An 18158-nucleotide genomic window follows, 5' to 3' on the forward strand; every position below is an offset into this window, starting at 1 on the left:
GCAGCACCTCCCTTAACTTGTAGTTTAACTACTTTACTAACTTCTTTAGCCATTTTTTAAAATTTTACATTAATCATTGGAAGCGATTAATGCGGTTAATATATGTAACAAAAAATTATACTTTTTCAACTTGCATAAAACTTAATTCTAATGGTGTTTTCCTTCCGAAAATCTTAACCATTACCTCAAGCTTACGCTTTTCTTCATTAATTTTTTCAACAGTACCGTTGAAACCATTGAAAGGACCATCAATAACTTTAATTGTTTCTCCCAATGTAAATGGTATAGAACTATGATCTGCAGTAACTGCCAATTCATCTACTTTACCTAACATTCTATTTACTTCAGCAATTCTTAATGGAACTGGATCACCATTTTTAGTCTCTCCAAGAAAACCAATTACACTAGTGATAGATTTTATGATATGCGTTATCTCTCCTGCTAAATTAGCTTCAATCATAACGTAACCTGAAAAATAAACTTTATCTTTTATTATCTTCTTTCCGTCTTTAACTGTAACTACTTTTTCTGTAGGCACAAGAACTTGAGAAACATAATCCGACAAACCAAGTCTATTAATCTCTGCTTCAATATAAGCTTTAACTTTATTTTCTTGTCCACTAACGGCTCTTACAACATACCATTTTTTAACATTAACATCTGCCATGAGGTAATTTTTAAGATTTTATCCAATTAAAAAAACCTGCAATAGATTTTTCAAAGACTGTATCGACACCCCAAGTAGCAAGTGAAAATACAACTGAAAAAATCGCTACTATTATAGCATATTTTTGAGTTTCTTCCCAACTAGGCCAAGAGACATTAGACTTTAGCTCTTCAAAAGCTTCTGATATATAATTAACAACTTTTGTCATTGTGTTTTATTTTTTTTGCACGGGCGGAGGGATTCGAACCCCCATCAACGGTTTTGGAGACCGCTATTCTACCCTTGAACTACGCCCGTTTGTTAAAAAACCAGTGTCGTAAAAATAACGACACTGGGTTTTATTTATTTAAAAATATACTTATTCAGTAATTTCAGTAACCTGTCCAGCACCTACTGTTCTACCACCTTCACGGATAGCGAAACGTAATCCAACACTCATTGCGATTGGGCTTAACAATGTTACATCTATAGTTAAGTTATCACCTGGCATAACCATTTCAACTCCTGTAGGCAACATGATTACTCCTGTTACGTCAGTTGTACGAACGTAAAACTGTGGACGGTAGTTGTTATGGAATGGCGTGTGACGACCACCTTCTTCTTTTTTCAAGATATAAACCTCTGCTTTAAATTTAGCGTGTGGTTTTACAGATCCTGGCTTAATAATAACCATTCCTCTTTTAATATCTTCTTTTGCAACACCTCTTAACAAGATACCTGCGTTATCTCCAGCCTCACCTCTATCAAGGATTTGACGGAACATTTCGATACCAGTTACTGTAGAAGTTAATTTCTCAGCACCCATACCAATAATTTCTACTGGATCTCCTGTATTACAGATACCTGTTTCGATACGACCTGTAGCAACAGTTCCACGACCAGTAATTGTAAATACATCTTCAACCGGCATTAAGAATGGTTTTTCAGTATCACGGATTGGCTCTTGGATCCAAGAATCACAAGCTTCCATTAATTCAATAATTTTAGGAACCCAAGCAGGATCATTATTCAATCCTCCTAAAGCTGAACCTTGAACTACAGGACCATTATCTCCATCATATTCGTAGAAAGATAATAAATCTCTGATTTCCATTTCAACCAATTCCAATAACTCAGCATCATCAACCATATCCACTTTATTCATGAATACTACCATTCTAGGAATACCTACTTGACGACCTAAAAGGATGTGCTCACGTGTTTGCGGCATTGGTCCATCAGTTGCAGCTACAACAAGGATAGCACCATCCATTTGAGCAGCACCAGTAACCATGTTCTTTACGTAATCCGCGTGACCAGGACAGTCAACGTGTGCGTAGTGACGATTAGCAGTTTCATACTCAACGTGTGATGTATTAATTGTAATACCTCTTTCTTTTTCTTCAGGAGCATTATCAATTTGATCAAATGATTTTGCTTGACAGTAACCAGCATCAGATAACACTTTTGTGATTGCTGCTGTTAAAGTAGTTTTACCGTGATCTACGTGTCCGATCGTACCAATATTTAAGTGTGGTTTCGAACGGTTAAAGGTTTCTTTTGCCATTTTACTTAGTTTTTAATCTTTAATTATAATATATTAGTGTTCAAATTTTACAATTTTGAGCCAACTACGGGAATTGAACCCGTGACCTCTTCCTTACCAAGGAAGCACTCTACCCCTGAGCTAAGTCGGCAGAATCCTTGATTTAGAGCTTAAATTTTAGATTAAAACCTAAAATTTCAACTTGTGGGGAGAGCAGGATTCGAACCTGCGAAGTTTACACAGCAGATTTACAGTCTGCCCTCGTTGGCCGCTTGAGTATCTCCCCAACTTTTTTACTTTTAACCCTTTACGACTTTTGAGCCGGCGGAGGGACTCGAACCCACGACCTGCTGATTACAAATCAGCTGCTCTAGCCAACTGAGCTACGCTGGCAATTAAATAAAAAAGTCCGCTATTTCTAACGGACTGCAAATGTATGTATTTTATTTATTAATCAAAACTTTTTTAATAAAAAATTATTTAAATATGAGCTCTGATTTTTTCTTTTCTTTTTACAAGTAATCTTTCTAGAGATTCAGAAGCTAATTCTACCCCCTCTTCAAAGGTCTTACATTGCTTTTTTACAATAAACTCGTCTCCCGGAACTATAATTTTGGCTTCAACTATTTTATTTTCCTTATCACTGGTTTTTTCTACTTTTAGAAATACATCGTACGAAACAACTTTGTCGTAAAATTTTTCTAGTTTACTCATTCTTTCTTCTACAAAATCTACTAGTTTTTTATCAACATTAAAGTTAACAGCATGAACATTTACCTTCATAATTTTTAAATTTTGGTTAAACATTGTAGAATTATTTCTGATTTCTAGGGTGCGTGTTTTGGTATACATTTTTAAGTTCCGCTAAACTTGAATGAGTATAAACTTGTGTTGACGCAAGACTGGAATGTCCTAATAATTCTTTGATTGAATTTAAATCGGCACCGTGATTAAGCATATGAGTTGCAAATGTATGACGTAACATATGCGGACTTTTTTTTACTTTCTCGGAGACATTACTAAAGTAGTTATTTATTAATCGATATACAAATGTTTCGTTAGCTTTATTTCCGTTTGACAATAAAATTAAAATATTTTCTTCCACAATTAACGGAAGTAGTTTTCTTTCAAATAGATATGATTTTAGTTGTTGTGTAATTATAGGCAATAATGGTATTATTCTTTCTTTATTTCTTTTCCCAATAACCTTAATAGTACTATTCAATAAATCAATATTTGATATTTTAAGTGAAATTAACTCAGATCGACGAATTCCTGTAGTATAAAACAAATCAATAATTAGTTTATCTCTTAATCCTTCAAACCCTTCTTTATATTCTATTTGAGTTAATACCTTATTCAATTCTTCTTCAGAAAATGGAATTTGAATTTTTTTAGGAGTCTTGAGTGCTTTGTGTTTTGCAAGTGGGTTTACTTCTATTTGTTTGGTTTTTAAAAGAAATTTGTAAAATGCTTTGAGCGATGCTATTTTTCGATTTACCGACACATTACTCATCCCATCGTCAATCATAAAAACCACCCAACTTCTTATTAAGACATAAGAAACTTCTTCAAGTGGTACATTATCAAAATCTCTTTTAAGAAATTTTTGAAAAAACTGCAAATCTTTCCCATAAGCTAATACTGTAAGTACAGAATAATTTTTTTCTTTGAGTAGATAATCTTGGAATTTTTGCTGGTTTGATTGCATAAAAAAATCGTTAGTATAAAAGTACGAAACTTATATAACTAACGATTTATAATTATTGAAAATTATTTATAAATTTTCTAAGCCTTCTCTCATGTTTTGAACATAAGCAGCTTTTTGAATCATTGCTCTGTTTACAACAGAAGGTTTAATGAAAGCTTGACGTTTTCTCAATTGTCTTACGACACCTGTTTTGTCAAATTTTCTTTTATAGCGCTTTAATGCTCTATCGATATTTTCTCCGTCTTTAATTGGTATAATTAACATAATATAGACACCTCCTCTCGTTAAGGGTGCAAACTTAAAAAAAAATTATGAATTATGAATTACAAATTATAAATTATTTTACAGCTGGCTTATAATTTTGTTTATCAATTATCATTTTTGATAAAATTTCTTTCAAAATCTCTGAAGTCCCTCCACCTATTGGTCCTAAACGACTATCTCTCAACAAACGAGCCAATGGATATTCTTCCATATAACCATAACCACCAAGCATTTGCAAACAACTGTAAATGGTTTCATCTGCTACTTTTGTAGATTTCAACTTGGCCATAGTTGCTTCTTTAACTACATATTCTCCTTTATCTAATCTAGCAACAGCAGCATAATTAAATATTTTACAATGTTCAACATCTGTAGCATGTTCTACCATAGTATGTCTTAATGCCTGAAACTTATTTATGGTTGTTCCAAATGCTTCGCGTTGTGACATATAATCAATTGTATAATCAATTGCATATTCTGCTCTTGCATGAGCATTGACAGCCATAATTAGACGCTCTAAAGCAAAATGCTGCATAATATAAGGAAAACCTTTTCCCTCTTCACCCATTAAATTTTCTTCAGGAATTTCAACATCATCAAATGCAATTTCAGCAGTATCCGAAGCTCTCCAACCTAATTTATCTAATTTTGTAGCAGCAATTCCTTTTAGATTTGTATCTACTAAAAACATACTTATTCCTTTATTTCCAAGCTCCGGGCTCGTTTTTGCTGCAACTACATAATAATCAGCATAAACACCATTTGTAATAAATGTTTTAGATCCATTTATTACATACTTATCCCCTTTTTTTACAGCAGTTGTTCGCATACCTGCGACATCACTACCTCCAAAAGGTTCAGTAATACACATAGCTCCTATTTTATCTCCTGAAATACTTGGTACTAAATAATCTTGCTTAATTCGTTCATCTCCTTCCGCATTCAAATGCGTCATTGCTAAATATGAATGTGCCCACATAGCCGCAGCAAAACCAGAAGATTTTATTTTTTGAAGCTCCTCTAAAAACACAACGGTATAAAATAAATCTAAATTTAATCCGCCGTATGCCTCTGGATATGCTATTCCAAAAAAGCCCATTTCTCCAAATTTCTTCCAAATAAAGCGTTCTATTGTGCCGGTTTTTTCCCATTTTTCAATATGAGGCACAACTTCTTTATGTAAAAAATTTCGTAAACTTTCTCTAAATAATTCGTGTTCTTCTGTAAAGTATATTGAATTCATATAACTAAGGCTGTTTTTAAAAAAGTGTTGTTTTTTTTTTAGAATTTCAAATATAAGGCAATAATTTTTATTTTATCAATAGGAAAACCCTTAATTTTTGTTAAATCCTCAATATTCTTGATTCCGTTATTCATGCTTCGATAAGTCACAATTTCTTTAGCTAAAGCATATTTAAAATACGGAAATTTTGTTAATTCTTTAGTAGAAATATTATTGACATCTATTTTATTGGTTATTGTATTTCCAGAAATTTTAAAATGAGAATTTAGTTCAGCTACCACTTCTGGTGACAATCCCCAAATATCTTTCATTTGATCCATGCTAACAAACGATCCGAAAGCCTCTTTTTGTTTCAGAATTCTATCGGAAATTGCATCGCCTATTCCATAAATTTTCATCAAATCATCTTTTGTAGCTTCATTAATATTAATGATTACAACTTTTTCTTTTTTCTTGTAGTCATTATAATTAGAACTTCCGTAAGACTCATTATTTTTTTTATTCGCAACCCAATCTGGAAATTTGAAATAAGGAGAAATTACAGATAACAACGAGTCCGAAACTTGAGTTACTTTTTGAAACTCTTGTGCAGAATTTACATATTTATTGGTTTTTCTAAAAGCTAACAATCTGTCTATTTCCGATACCTTCATACCTAGTTTATAACCTTTAAAATCGGTAATAAAATTTGGATTAAAAGGATACATTTTATAGCTACTTTCACTATTAATAGATTTAATAGAATCGATTTCTGTTTGCATCGACAGCCATTGTTCTTCTTCTTTTGTCACTATTTTATTGGTTGAAAAATCGACAAAAAAACACAATAGTTGCACTGTAATTATTAATCCGACTAAGACTGTCAAACCAATTTTTTGTTCTTTATTGAAAGTAAAATATTCCTTAAAATTCATGAGCTACAAATCGAATACTGAAGATCTTTTAGCTCTCACTAAATCCTTTAATTTTATTAAAAATCCTAATGTTAGGTAAACACCAAACCACAATCCTGCTGTTACAAACGAAATATAAATAAAAAACAAACGCACACTATTAGCTCTCATTCCTAGCCTATCGGCTAGTCGAGACGCAATGTGAAAACCTTGTTTTTCGAAAAGATATTTTAGTTTTATAACAAATCTCATCTAATTGATTTGACCATTTATTTATTTGTTTAATCGTTTTGTAAAACTACAAAAAAATATTAAAGTTTAATTCTTAAAAAACTCTAAACCTATCGAACATTGCAAACATTTACTTTTATCACAATATTCGTTCTTAAGTTGCAATAATGATTGGGTTTCGAAAGCGTTTTTTGATGTTATTCCTATTGCATTAAATTTATTTATAATTGCATTTTTCTCGGCAGAAATTTTTTCTAAAAACTCGATGTTTTCTTCCGATGTTTCTTTGCTTAAACTTTTTTCATAAGCAAATCGAAAAGGAATAATCGTATTAATGATGAGCAAATCAATAAAGGATTTAGATAAAAATTTTGTTTTTTTGGGGCTTACTTTATCAAAATTATAATGAACTTTCCAATAATCAGTTACTGAAATTTGGAAGATTTGATATAATTCTTCAATATTTTTTGCGTTTATTGATTTAGAAAATAAATTTTGATGCGTATGATACAAATTTGCTAATTGCGACAATCGTATTGTAGGAAAATTATCTGGTCGATGCTTAAAAAACTGAACCGTTTCAATATAAACTAATTGTAATTGATGTTTATTCCGAATGTATTCCCAACGTTGTTTTAAATTTTTAAAATAATTATCTTCCTTATCATTCTCTAATAAATTAGAGCTTCCAAAAAAAATAGCTTCTATATTTTCAACTTCAAAAGCTTCTTTTCGAAGAATAGAAAATGGAATAGATTGTGCTATTTTAAAAAAAGATTCTCCGTTTGTATTAAGTCCGAAATTCTTCGCTAAGAAACAGAAAAAAGTAGCTTCCCAATCGTTTTTATTTTCTAAAAGTAAAGTTTCAATTGGATTGAATTTTCTTTCTAATCGCTCGAAAAACAATCGTTCTTGCCAATTTTTAAACACAAAACTTGGAATAGTTTTTATTTCGTTTTCACAAAAAATCCATGATTTTGTAGCTTTCAACTTTTTATATTGCTGTACTAAAGTAGTAGAAACATAATTTTTCATTTCTAAAACTGGAATTTCCGAGTTGTCTTTTCTAAAGATAGCCGCATCATGTTCCCAAACTACATGTAAAATAACCGAATCATAATTATCGTCTCTCTCATGATTATGCACATACCAATCGGAAGATTTAATATGAATCTCGACATTTCCAGCCCATTTTTGTTGGTCAATTTCTATTTGTGCATTAAAAAAATCTGGTCCAGCTAGTTGTGTAAATTCTCCAACTTTAATAATTGATAATTTTTCATTATTAGTAGTTCTTAAGTCTAAAAAATCAAACTTCTTGTATTGCCATATATAATGGAGAAAATCTTCTTTCATTGTGATTTTTTATAGGCTTATAAATAAAACCTAAAGTAATGAATAAAGCTACAAACTTAGTAATTTTAAATTACTAAGTTCGTGGCTTAAAAAATATTAAATAGATCCTATAATATCATATTTTGTAATAATATGGTGTTTCCCATTTCCTAAATCGACTAAAACAGCTTGATTTTCTTTTGTAAACAATTTAGAAACCTCTTCAATTCCTGTTCCTACTTTTACAATAGGATATGGTTTTCCCATAATTTCACGAATAGGTTTGTCGGCAATGTTTTTATCTTCTACATAACTTCTAAATAAATCCGATTCATCTACAGAACCTACAAAACCTGTAATGTCTATTACTGGAATTTGAGATATTTTATATTTACGCATACGCTCTATAGCGTGTGAAACTAACTCTTCAGTACGAACAATTACTAAAGGTTTGTCTATATGATCCTTAATGATATCTTCAGCTTTTGTGATTTCTTCATCAAGAAAACCACGTTCACGCATCCAATCATCGTTGAACATCTTTCCTATATAACGACTTCCTGAATCATGAAACAAAACAACAATGACATCCTCTGGTTTGAAATGTTCTTTAAGTTGTAATAACCCTTTTATTGCTGAACCTGCTGAGTTTCCTACAAAAATACCTTCTTCTAATGCAATTTTACGAGTATAAACAGCTGCATCTTTATCGGTAACTTTTGTAAAGCCATCAATAATATCGAAATCGACGTTTTTAGGTAGAATATCTTCTCCGATTCCTTCTGTTATATAAGAATAAATCTCGTTTTCGTCGAAAATACCAGTTTCATGATACTTTTTAAAAACAGAACCATAAGTATCTACACCCCAAATTTTAATATTTGGATTTTTTTCTTTTAAAAACTTACCTACGCCAGAGATTGTACCTCCAGTTCCTACTCCAACTACAAAATGTGTGATTTTTCCGTCGGTTTGTTCCCAAATTTCTGGTCCAGTTTGTTCATAATGAGCTATTGCATTACTCGGATTATCATATTGATTAACATACCAAGAATTTGGTGTTTCTTCTCCTAATTTTTTCGAAACTGAATAATAGGAACGTGGATCTGTTGGCTCAACATCAGTAGGACAAACCACAACTTTTGCTCCCACGGCACGAAGAATGTCACATTTTTCTTTCGATTGTTTGTCTGATATTACGCAAATTAGTTTGTATCCTTTTACAATTGCTACTAATGCTAATCCCATTCCTGTATTTCCTGAAGTACCTTCAATAATAGTTCCTCCTGGTTTTAAACGACCATCAGCTTCAGCATCTTCAATCATTTTTATAGCCATACGGTCTTTAACAGAATTTCCTGGATTGAAGGTTTCTACTTTTGCAAGTACCAATGCGCTTACTTCTTTTGTGATTTTATTTAATCTTACTAACGGCGTGTTTCCAATAGTTCCCAGTATGTTTTCTGAATATTTCATTGTCGTTTTTGATTAAGGCTTTTGATTTAAAAAATCAAAACCTAAAAATTTATATGCAAAGATACATATTAGAATTATAATTGTGAAATAGAATGTTATTTGCATTAATCATTACTTCGCCGGTTTGCTATCACTCATGTGAGGTGAAACCTTTTATTGAAGTACGAAAAAAAGATATAACCAAAAGTATGACCTTTGGGTTATTCTAAAATTTAGAAGAAAAATCTATTGAAAAAATGTCCAAACTAAACCAAATCGAATGATAAAATCTTTATAAGGATAATTTGGAGCAGAATAATAATTTCTTCCTGTAAAACTTGAGTTTAAATGTTCAGCTTTTAAAAAGATTCTAGCTTGACGAACTCGTGCATTTATGAAGAAATCGACTAATGGAAAATCTCCAATTTTAGTCTTTTCTTGAACATAAAATTCCCCAATTAACGGGTTGTAATCGTTTGCATAGTATTTTGTAAATGTTTGAAATGTGAAACCTGTTTGCAAATACATGGCTTTTTTAAACACATAATCGGAAAAATACAAGGTATTTCTAGCAACAAACTTCGGCACATTTAGAATATTATTATCTTGAGATACTTGTTGAAACAAAACAGTATTATCCAAGGCAAACTTTCTAAATTTTAGTTCTTTACTAACTTTAATAGAAAAATAATTTATTGTTTTATTATATTGTTTTGGTGTTGAAATAATAATAGTATCTGATGCATCATCATCACTAAAATACAAATAATCATCTAAGCTTGTAATTTGAACCTCGGCATTTAACCATTGCGTATTAGCTTTCAACTTAATTGTATTTATTTTTTCATTTTTGAAATTATTATACCAATTGTAACTAATAAATTCGCTTTGATACAAAGTATAGTTTAAATCCGGGACTTTACTTTGGTTTAAATATTGAGCATAAAAATTATTTTTCTCATTCCATTTGTATTGAGCAGAAATATCTAAAGTTGAAAATGTTTGTTTTGAAATTGACTTAGAAAACAAAGCCTCTCCTTTTAATTTATTTTTAGAATATATATATTTTCCACCAACAGCATTGAGTTTATCATTTTTTAAATTAGGCACTAACACCTGATTGTTAGAAATTATAATCCTTTTGTACAAATAATTATATTGATAGTTTTCTACAAAAAAATGAAAATCTCCTAGGATTTTATTCGAGAAACTAGCTCCTAATTTATTATAAGTTATATTGCTTTTAGTCACATTAAAATAATTAGAAGCAACATATCCATTTCCAAATCTATCAATTGCTGACTTACCACTAAACTCGAACATTTTAGTTTCATAACTAAACTGATGGTTTATAGAAATATTATTCTCGCTATCTTTAGAATTTATTCTAAAAGAATGGTCTAGAAAATATCTTTTTCCTTTTAGCAGTGTGCTTGCATCCTCGAAATAAACTTCTAATCGAGATCGTTGTATGAACTGAGAATTCCCAGATTCAAAATTTGAAAGACCAGAGACACCACCATTTTCCCCATTTAACACATCCTGACTAACATAATGAAAATTAGCTAAATATCTTTTATTTTTTGAAAAATAACTAGTTGTAAATCTAAAATTACCTGAACTAGACAAAGAATTCACATATTTCCCTAAAGATCTCAATCCTTTATAAGCAACAGATAAATTAAGTTGCTCGGAAGTATTTAAAGTTATAAATGCATCGACAGATTGTCCTTGCTCTAAAACAGTTTTAAAATACAATTCAGTAATTGGAGTCGCTACCGAATAATAATTAATATCTTTTGCTTTACTATAATTAAAATGCTTGGCTTTAAACCCAAATTCTGGGAAAGTGCTAGGATTATTTAAACCAAAATCTAAAGTATTATAAGTTTGCCCATCGTTAGCAAAAGGCAACAACCCAAAATTATCTTTACGCAAGTGATTAAATTTATAATCTTTATGAATCGTAAGCGAAGTATCTACATAAGTTGTATCTCTTTGCAAAGTTATAATACGATACATATTTATAGGCGCCTTGGGATTCTCTTTGGGTTTATCACGCAAAGATCTTTTTATAGTATCATTTTTGTTTATAGATAGTTCTTTATCCACTTGTGCAAAAGTGCCAATAGTGAAAATGAATAATAAGAATGTAAAAATGTGCTTCATATAGTAAACTCTATTGCAAAAATACACAATTGAAATTATTATACATAAAAAAAGGGCTACCATATGGTAGCCCTTTTTAAAATATTTAGAAAATATTTAATTATTGTGCCCAGAAAGGCGAATAAGCATTTACTGCAAATATTTGATCTAAAGTTACATTTGGTACATTAGCAGAGTTTGCTGTGTACTCAGATGTAGGGTATAATAATCTTTTAGGTTTATTTGTACGAGTAGCATTAGCTGTAATAGCTAATGGAACATCAGGGAAACCTGTTCTAACAATACCTAAGAAAGGCTCAATACCGTGAATACCACATAAAGCAATCCATTTTTGAGTCATAATAGCTTCAATTTTGTTTGGAGTACCATCCCAACCTAAACCTTGTTTCAAGTTTATTGCTGTTAAATAAGATGCAGGTGAAATATCAGCTAAAGCAACAGAAAGCAAATCTTTACTGTGGTATGCAAAAGAAGCAGAAATACCAGCTTGAAAATATGTTTTACCATCATATCCAGAAAAATCTGGAAATACTTGAGAAGCTTCAGATATTAAAAAATCAGCCTCAGAAAGAGTCATAACATATCCATCTTTTCTAGAACCATTATTATGAGCATCACCAGCATTTAATCCTGTATAACCAGTTATACCTACACCTATTAAAGAAAGTGGATTTGGAGCTGTACCACCAGCAGCAGCAGCAACATCACCTTGAACAACTCCTGTAATAGTTGTTCCAGAAGTAGCTCTAAAGATTCTATTTCTTCTAGCATCTACAACACCTAAAGAGTTTACATGTGCATTATTTCTAGTTCCCATTAATACTTTTGCTATATAATCAGAAGCAACAGTAAAAGTTCTACTTGTTCCAGCAGCAGAACCTGTAGCAGAAGGCCCCCAAACGCTATAGAATGGATTGTTCTGAGCTAAAACTGCGTTAGAATAACCAGGATTTATAGTTACATCAGCAATAACAAAATCATTACCAGCAGCTAATAAAGGTAATCTAGTCGCTTTTAATGCTGCTAAATCAGTTCCTAATTGTGCATTAGACAATCCTGATAATCTTAACCACATTTTTAATTCTACTGTATTAGCAAAAGAAATCCATGCATTTAAATCACCATGAAACATAACATCTTGAGTATCTATCGGTACAGCAGAAGGACTAGCCAATAAATTTCTAGCTACATCTAATTGTTTGATTAAATCTAAATAAATGGCTTTATCATCATCATATTTAGGAGTTAAATTCTTACCACGTTCCCATGCTTCACTATAAGGAGCATCACCATATAAATCTACAATATATTCCATATAGTAAGATTTCATGATTTTACTAACCCCAATAAAGTTATCATAGTCACCAGTAGGATTAGGATACTTAGTAATATTGTCTAAGTGACCTATTCCAAGATACAAATTATCCCAAATTACTGATCTTGTAGCAGTTGTAAAGTCCATTGTAAACTCATTTCTATAACCACCAGTAAAGGCATTTACATTACCAGCCCATGAATTTGACATTACGTTTCCGTACTCATTCATATTTATGGCTTGAGTCCTAAAAGGAATAACTAAAGCAGCAGCTAATAGGTTCTCAGGTTTTACTTGAGAAAGCTGAGGGTTGTTTGGATCTTCATTAACATCTAGATAATCAGAACAAGACGTTAATAAAACTAATCCAAGAAAAATATAAACTATTTTTTTCATATTATTAAGTTTTAAAAAGTTAGATTAACACTAAAACCGTATGTTTTAGTAGAAGGATATTGTCCAGTTTGAATATATCCAATACCATTGTTACTAGTATTTAATGCAGTAGCTCTAAGTGAACTATTTGTATTAGATGCAGAGTATAAGTTAGAAGCTTCTGGATCAGCATATCCTTTATTTCCTTTAGCAAGTTGAATAAATGGATTTCTCGCATTTACACCAAATCTTAAAGAAGAAAGATGTAATTTGTCTGTGATTTTAGAAGGCAATGCATAACTTAATGCAATCTCACGAATTTTTAAAGCTGTACCATCAATTAAATTGAATTCTCCAACTCTAGAAACAGCACCATAATAATCGATTACACCTGTACCTGCAGCATAACCAACCGCAGAAGTAACTAAAGGAACTGTATTCCCATCATTTGCAGTATATATTCCTGAACCAGGAGCAGTTTCTACAGATGAATTAGGGTAAACAAATCCTAAATCACGATCAAATTCAGCAGAATCTGTTAAGTGACCAGACCAAGTCAAATTATATTTAGTTTCAGATAAGAAAGATGCTCCAGTTCTATAATCACCAGAAACAGCTAATCTCAATCCTTTCCAGTCAAAGCTATTAGAAAAGTTTACAATATAATCAGGTGTCGCTTTTCCTAAATTAGAAAGCGCACTATTGATTAATGGAACTCCATTAGCACCGACAACAACTCTTCCTTCACCATCTCTAACAAAAGTAGTACCTTTAATCATTGGGAATTCTTCTCCAACAACTGCGTAACTACCACCTACTATATTACTAACAGTAGAACCGTTAAATAACAAAATTTCTTTTGCGTCACCACCTAAAGATTTAACTACTGTTTTAGATGTACTATAACCTACTCTACCACTCCATGTGAAGCTTTCAGTTTTAATAGGAGTGAAACCTAAATCAATTTCGAAACCTTTGTTATCCATCTCTCCAATATTTTGTTTTTGAGTAGCTATACCAGCACTTGAAGAAGAACCAATTCTAGTAATCAAATCTGTAATATTAGACTTATAGTATGAACCATCAAGAGTTAATCTATTATTAAAGAAACCTAAACTAACACCACCTTCTAATGTATTAACAAACTCAGGTGTAATTAAAGCATCCGTAATATTACCATTAGCAGTATATGATGATAAATTTCCATAAGGGAACCCCGTAGCTAACAAAGCAACTTCACTTAAATCATAAGTAGAAACAGGAGATGCATTACCAACTTTTGAAATATTTGCAAATAATTTAGTATAATTTAAAATCTTATTATCTTTTAAACTTGAAAAAGCTTTAGTAGGGATAAATGACAAACCAGCTGAATAATAAGGAGCAACTCCTCCGCTTGTACTAGTCTTAGAAACTAAAACTGACGAATAATCTTTACGCAAAGTTGCATTCAAGAATAAATAATCTCTAAAACCTAAATCCATATTACTAAAAAACGAGAATTTTCTAGTTCTAATTTCATTATTAGTTAATTGTCTTGCTTGAGCAGGATTTAATACATTTTGAATATGATACCATCCGTCAATCTCTAAATCAGTACCCCCTTGAGAAATTGTTCTAGACAATCTATCAGTTACGTTGTTACCAAGATTAAGTTTAAAAGACAAATCTTTAGTTAAATCATAGTTAAAATTCAACAATAAGTCACCATAATAATTTCTACTATTAGTAGAAGTATTATAATATGAAGACTGTTGAGAAACATCACCACCACCAGGATTATTTATATCATCAAAACGATTAGCATGTTGTTGTTGATTAGACCCAGTAGTTTGAACATTAGCCAAATAACTAACATCAATGTGATCATTGAATTTATATCCAAGATTTGCACTACCATTAAAAAAATCACTACCTCTATCTAATCTATCATTCTTTCTTACCCAAAATGGATTAGCATAATATGCATTCCAACCTTCCCCAGGTCCAGAATTAGCAAACAATCCAACAGGAATATTTGATGCAGTTTGCAATAATTCTAAAAGATCATTTTCAGAATCTGATTGGCTAGTTTTAGTAGAAATATAATTCACATTTCCATCAAAATTCCATTTACCAACTTTTTTTCCTCCTTTGAAAATAAATGAATTTCTTTTCAACCCATCTCCATCAACAATAAAATCAGTAGATTGTCTGTTAGCAGATAACAAAGCATAACCATCAGAACCACTAAAGTTCAAAGTAACACCTGTTTGATATGTTGTACCTGTTTGATAAAAATCTTTAATATTATCTTTAACAGCGCTATAAGGCAATTGAAGACTATTTCCATCTGCTTGAGCTAAACCTGTAGGACGAACAACACCATCTAAAGGCTCTCCCCATCCACCATTTTCATAGAAGAAATGAGTTCCATCCCATCCTTGACCATATTTTTGTTGTCTTTCTGGTAAAAAAGAAATTGTTTCAAAATCTACAGAAGAATTAACAGAAATAGCTAATTTACTTTCACCTTTCGAACCTTTTTTAGTATTCACGATGATTACACCATTAGAACCTAGCTCTCCATACAATGCAGATCCACCTGGCCCTTTGATAACATTAACACTTTCTATAATTTCTGGAGGTAATGATTGCAATACAGAAGCACTAGATATAGCATTATCTATAACCACTAACGCCTCATTATTTCCTGAAATAGAACGAGAACCTCTTAATTGAATTCTTGTAGCACCATTTACACCACTAGATGTATTACTAATTTGCAAACCAGAAACTTTACCCGCAAGAGATCTAACAATATTAGGGTTAGCAGCTTGAGTTATCTCAGCTCCTTTTACTTGTTGCTGAGTCGAAGTAATTGCTTGTTGACTTTTCTTGATACCAAGACCCGTAACAACAACAGCTTCTAATTGCTGTGTATTGTCTTGCATTTTAACATTAACAGTACTTGAAGCATCAACCGTTCTTAAAATATCATTCATTCCCATGAATGAAAAAACAAGAACTTCTCCTTGACTTGCTTTGATAGAATACGATCCATCAAAACCTGTAGAAACACCACGTTGGGTTCCTTTTACTACAACATTAACACCTGGCATTGGGCCACTTGCATCAGTTACAATACCTTTTACAGTTTTCTCTTGTGCAAAGGAAAGCTGCATAGTTAACGCTACTAATAGCGTAAAAATCCATTTGAACTTTGATCTCATATTATTTTTATTTGAGTTAGTTATTCCGCAAACTTCTTAATAATTTCTTAAATAACCAAATAATACTTCGGAATATTACGTTTTTATTTAAGTTAAAAAAATTGCCTGAATATAATCGGAATGATAATCACTCGTTTGTTAGATGGATAATAATGCAAAAGGTTGCGTTAAAAATTATATTTTTGTCAAAATTAAATCTATGTTAAGTCCATGTTAAGTCCATTTTTTTTAACACAATATTTAGAAGCCGGCACTGACGAGGCAGGAAGAGGTTGCTTAGCTGGTCCCGTGACAGCCGCCACTGTAATTTTACCTGAGAATTTTGAATTGGATATTTTAAACGACTCTAAGCAATTATCTGAAAAAACTAGAGAACAGCTAAAACCTCTCATCGAAAAATTAGCAATTTCGTTCGCAGTTACACATTTAGAGCCTATAATTATTGATGAAATAAATATTCTCAATGCATCCCTAAAAGCAATGCAAGAGTCCATTTTACAGTTAAATCCTACTCCTTTATATATTATAGTAGATGGAAATAGACCTTTATTATCTAAAAACAGCTTTAAAAAGTGTTCAGGAAAAATATTTACCGATAAGGAAATGGAAATTCTTCATTCAATTCCGAATACTAGCATCGTAAAAGGCGATTCTAAGTATATGAGTATTGCTGCCGCATCGGTTTTAGCAAAAACGTATCGTGACGAATATATGAATAAAATTCATGAGGAATTCCCAATGTATAATTGGAAGCAAAACAAAGGATATCCTACAAAAGAACATCGAGAAGCTATTAGAAAATATGGTGTGACAAAATACCACCGAATGAGTTTTAGATTGCTACCAGAACAATTAGAATTTGATCTTTAAAAACTACCTAAACAATCGTACATTCAAATAACTGTATAAAATGTTTTAGAATTTTTTCTTTTACTTCTTCTTCATTTACTTTTTCGACACCAAGTTCGACATTTAGTGACGTAACTGCTTTACCTTTTATACCACACGGAATAATATTATCAAAATAACCCAAATCAACATTTACATTGAGTGCAAATCCGTGCATAGTAACCCAACGAGAAGCGCGAACTCCTAAAGCACATATTTTTCGTGCAAATGGAGTTCCTACACCAAGCCAAACTCCTGTTTCACCTTCACTTCTTGTACCTATTATATTATATTCTGCTAAAGTGAGAATTATGGCTTCTTCGAGAAAGCGCAAATATTTATGAATATCTGTAAAGAAATTTTCTAAATCTAAAATTGGGTAACCTACAATTTGTCCTGGTCCGTGATAGGTAATGTCTCCTCCTCGGTTTATTTTATAAAATGTAGCTCCTTTTGCTTCCAATTGTTTTTCGGATAGAAGCAAATTAGAGAAATCGCCACTTTTCCCTAAAGTATAAACATGTGGATGCTCGACAAACAAAAAATAATTTGGCGTTTCGTCTTGACGTTCCTCTCTCCTATTTTGGATTTTAATATCTAGTACTTTTTGAAATAATTGTTCTTGATAATCCCAAGTTTCTTTGTAGTCTTTATGTCCTAAATCTTGAAGTTGTATGGTTTTGTTCATTTTTTTAGAAGGTACTGAGGTTTTGAAGAACAAAGGTACAAAGTTTTCAAAGACACAAAGGCACAAAGTTTCTGAGGTTCACAGAAAAATACTAATTCGAGTTATTTTTTAAAAAATTCGCTATTCATTGTTAAAACTTTTTAAATATTGTATTCCAAATAACTAATATTGAATTTTGAACTGTACT

16 protein-coding genes and 4 tRNA genes are annotated in these 18158 nt (G+C 31.4%); 1 reads left to right on the forward strand and 19 read right to left on the reverse strand.

What is annotated here, in order from left to right:
* Positions 1–115 precede the first annotated feature (115 nt).
* The 18 genes from nusG to ACKVOV_RS07925 form a co-directional block, all read right to left on the reverse strand.
* Positions 116–667 carry a transcription termination/antitermination protein NusG gene (gene nusG, locus ACKVOV_RS07840; RefSeq protein ID WP_409206211.1) on the reverse strand — a complete coding sequence of 184 codons (552 nt, stop codon included), beginning with the start codon at positions 665–667 and terminating at the stop codon, positions 116–118.
* Between the two features lie 10 nt (positions 668–677).
* Positions 678–875 (reverse strand): preprotein translocase subunit SecE, encoded by a 198-nt coding sequence (secE, locus tag ACKVOV_RS07845; protein ID WP_409206212.1) that lies wholly within the window; start codon positions 873–875, stop codon positions 678–680.
* An 18-nt stretch (positions 876–893) separates the two neighbouring features.
* Positions 894–964 (reverse strand) — tRNA-Trp (locus ACKVOV_RS07850).
* Between the two features lie 61 nt (positions 965–1025).
* A complete protein-coding gene (tuf, locus tag ACKVOV_RS07855) occupies positions 1026–2213 on the reverse strand; it encodes an elongation factor Tu (RefSeq protein ID WP_409206213.1) in 1188 nt (395 codons plus the stop codon).
* Between the two features lie 58 nt (positions 2214–2271).
* Positions 2272–2343: transfer RNA gene (locus tag ACKVOV_RS07860), tRNA-Thr, on the reverse strand.
* 54 nt (positions 2344–2397) lie between these two features.
* Positions 2398–2478, reverse strand: a tRNA-Tyr gene (locus tag ACKVOV_RS07865).
* Between the two features lie 33 nt (positions 2479–2511).
* Positions 2512–2585: transfer RNA gene (locus ACKVOV_RS07870), tRNA-Thr, on the reverse strand.
* Between the two features lie 87 nt (positions 2586–2672).
* Positions 2673–2975 (reverse strand): ribosome hibernation-promoting factor, HPF/YfiA family, encoded by a 303-nt coding sequence (gene hpf, locus ACKVOV_RS07875; RefSeq protein ID WP_409206214.1) that lies wholly within the window; start codon positions 2973–2975, stop codon positions 2673–2675.
* 31 nt (positions 2976–3006) lie between these two features.
* Complete coding sequence (locus ACKVOV_RS07880; protein WP_409206215.1) at positions 3007–3903, reverse strand: tyrosine-type recombinase/integrase; 897 nt, start codon at positions 3901–3903, stop codon at positions 3007–3009.
* Positions 3904–3969: 66 nt separating this feature from the next.
* Positions 3970–4167, reverse strand: a complete 198-nt coding sequence (gene rpsU, locus ACKVOV_RS07885; protein WP_409206216.1) for a 30S ribosomal protein S21 — start codon at positions 4165–4167, stop codon at positions 3970–3972.
* 73 nt (positions 4168–4240) lie between these two features.
* Positions 4241–5410, reverse strand: a complete 1170-nt coding sequence (locus ACKVOV_RS07890; protein ID WP_409206217.1) for an acyl-CoA dehydrogenase family protein — start codon at positions 5408–5410, stop codon at positions 4241–4243.
* Positions 5411–5448: 38 nt separating this feature from the next.
* Positions 5449–6324, reverse strand: coding sequence for a ComEA family DNA-binding protein (locus ACKVOV_RS07895; protein ID WP_409206218.1), 876 nt, complete (start codon positions 6322–6324; stop codon positions 5449–5451).
* Positions 6325–6327: 3 nt separating this feature from the next.
* Positions 6328–6555 (reverse strand): hypothetical protein, encoded by a 228-nt coding sequence (locus ACKVOV_RS07900; protein ID WP_011963325.1) that lies wholly within the window; start codon positions 6553–6555, stop codon positions 6328–6330.
* A 66-nt stretch (positions 6556–6621) separates the two neighbouring features.
* Positions 6622–7890: a DUF2851 family protein gene (locus ACKVOV_RS07905; RefSeq protein ID WP_409206219.1), complete on the reverse strand. Its 1269-nt coding sequence runs from the start codon at positions 7888–7890 to the stop codon at positions 6622–6624.
* 96 nt (positions 7891–7986) lie between these two features.
* Positions 7987–9345 carry a pyridoxal-phosphate dependent enzyme gene (locus tag ACKVOV_RS07910; RefSeq protein WP_409206220.1) on the reverse strand — a complete coding sequence of 453 codons (1359 nt, stop codon included), beginning with the start codon at positions 9343–9345 and terminating at the stop codon, positions 7987–7989.
* Positions 9346–9570: 225 nt separating this feature from the next.
* The gene (locus ACKVOV_RS07915; RefSeq protein ID WP_409206221.1) at positions 9571–11493 is read right to left on the reverse strand and encodes a putative porin; all 1923 of its coding nucleotides are present in this window, start codon (positions 11491–11493) and stop codon (positions 9571–9573) included.
* 100 nt (positions 11494–11593) lie between these two features.
* Positions 11594–13204, reverse strand: a complete 1611-nt coding sequence (locus ACKVOV_RS07920; RefSeq protein ID WP_409206222.1) for a SusD/RagB family nutrient-binding outer membrane lipoprotein — start codon at positions 13202–13204, stop codon at positions 11594–11596.
* Between the two features lie 11 nt (positions 13205–13215).
* Complete coding sequence (locus ACKVOV_RS07925) at positions 13216–16395, reverse strand: SusC/RagA family TonB-linked outer membrane protein (RefSeq protein WP_409206223.1); 3180 nt, start codon at positions 16393–16395, stop codon at positions 13216–13218.
* Positions 16396–16605: 210 nt separating this feature from the next.
* Here ACKVOV_RS07925 and ACKVOV_RS07930 point away from each other — a divergent pair, with 210 nt between their 5' ends.
* Positions 16606–17265: a ribonuclease HII gene (locus ACKVOV_RS07930; protein WP_409206224.1), complete on the forward strand. Its 660-nt coding sequence runs from the start codon at positions 16606–16608 to the stop codon at positions 17263–17265.
* A 7-nt stretch (positions 17266–17272) separates the two neighbouring features.
* On the opposite strand, the gene lipB is transcribed toward ACKVOV_RS07930, so the two are convergent.
* Positions 17273–17971 (reverse strand): lipoyl(octanoyl) transferase LipB, encoded by a 699-nt coding sequence (gene lipB / locus ACKVOV_RS07935; protein ID WP_409206225.1) that lies wholly within the window; start codon positions 17969–17971, stop codon positions 17273–17275.
* Positions 17972–18158: the final 187 nt, after the last annotated feature.

The sequence above is a fragment of the Flavobacterium sp. genome, from assembly GCF_046153165.1.
Classification (GTDB): domain Bacteria; phylum Bacteroidota; class Bacteroidia; order Flavobacteriales; family Flavobacteriaceae; genus Flavobacterium.

Excerpts from the sequence above, each read along its gene's own strand:
- nusG (WP_409206211.1), bottom strand. The coding sequence starts at position 667 with ATGGCAGATGTTAATGTTAAAAAATGGTATGTTGTAAGAGCCGTTAGT.
- secE (WP_409206212.1), bottom strand. The coding sequence starts at position 875 with ATGACAAAAGTTGTTAATTATATATCAGAAGCTTTTGAAGAGCTAAAG.
- tuf (WP_409206213.1), bottom strand. The coding sequence starts at position 2,213 with ATGGCAAAAGAAACCTTTAACCGTTCGAAACCACACTTAAATATTGGT.
- hpf (WP_409206214.1), bottom strand. The coding sequence starts at position 2,975 with ATGAAGGTAAATGTTCATGCTGTTAACTTTAATGTTGATAAAAAACTA.
- ACKVOV_RS07880 (WP_409206215.1), bottom strand. The coding sequence starts at position 3,903 with ATGCAATCAAACCAGCAAAAATTCCAAGATTATCTACTCAAAGAAAAA.
- rpsU (WP_409206216.1), bottom strand. The coding sequence starts at position 4,167 with ATGTTAATTATACCAATTAAAGACGGAGAAAATATCGATAGAGCATTA.
- ACKVOV_RS07890 (WP_409206217.1), bottom strand. The coding sequence starts at position 5,410 with ATGAATTCAATATACTTTACAGAAGAACACGAATTATTTAGAGAAAGT.
- ACKVOV_RS07895 (WP_409206218.1), bottom strand. The coding sequence starts at position 6,324 with ATGAATTTTAAGGAATATTTTACTTTCAATAAAGAACAAAAAATTGGT.
- ACKVOV_RS07900 (WP_011963325.1), bottom strand. The coding sequence starts at position 6,555 with ATGAGATTTGTTATAAAACTAAAATATCTTTTCGAAAAACAAGGTTTT.
- ACKVOV_RS07905 (WP_409206219.1), bottom strand. The coding sequence starts at position 7,890 with ATGAAAGAAGATTTTCTCCATTATATATGGCAATACAAGAAGTTTGAT.
- ACKVOV_RS07910 (WP_409206220.1), bottom strand. The coding sequence starts at position 9,345 with ATGAAATATTCAGAAAACATACTGGGAACTATTGGAAACACGCCGTTA.
- ACKVOV_RS07915 (WP_409206221.1), bottom strand. The coding sequence starts at position 11,493 with ATGAAGCACATTTTTACATTCTTATTATTCATTTTCACTATTGGCACT.
- ACKVOV_RS07920 (WP_409206222.1), bottom strand. The coding sequence starts at position 13,204 with ATGAAAAAAATAGTTTATATTTTTCTTGGATTAGTTTTATTAACGTCT.
- ACKVOV_RS07925 (WP_409206223.1), bottom strand. The coding sequence starts at position 16,395 with ATGAGATCAAAGTTCAAATGGATTTTTACGCTATTAGTAGCGTTAACT.
- ACKVOV_RS07930 (WP_409206224.1), top strand. The coding sequence starts at position 16,606 with ATGTTAAGTCCATTTTTTTTAACACAATATTTAGAAGCCGGCACTGAC.
- lipB (WP_409206225.1), bottom strand. The coding sequence starts at position 17,971 with ATGAACAAAACCATACAACTTCAAGATTTAGGACATAAAGACTACAAA.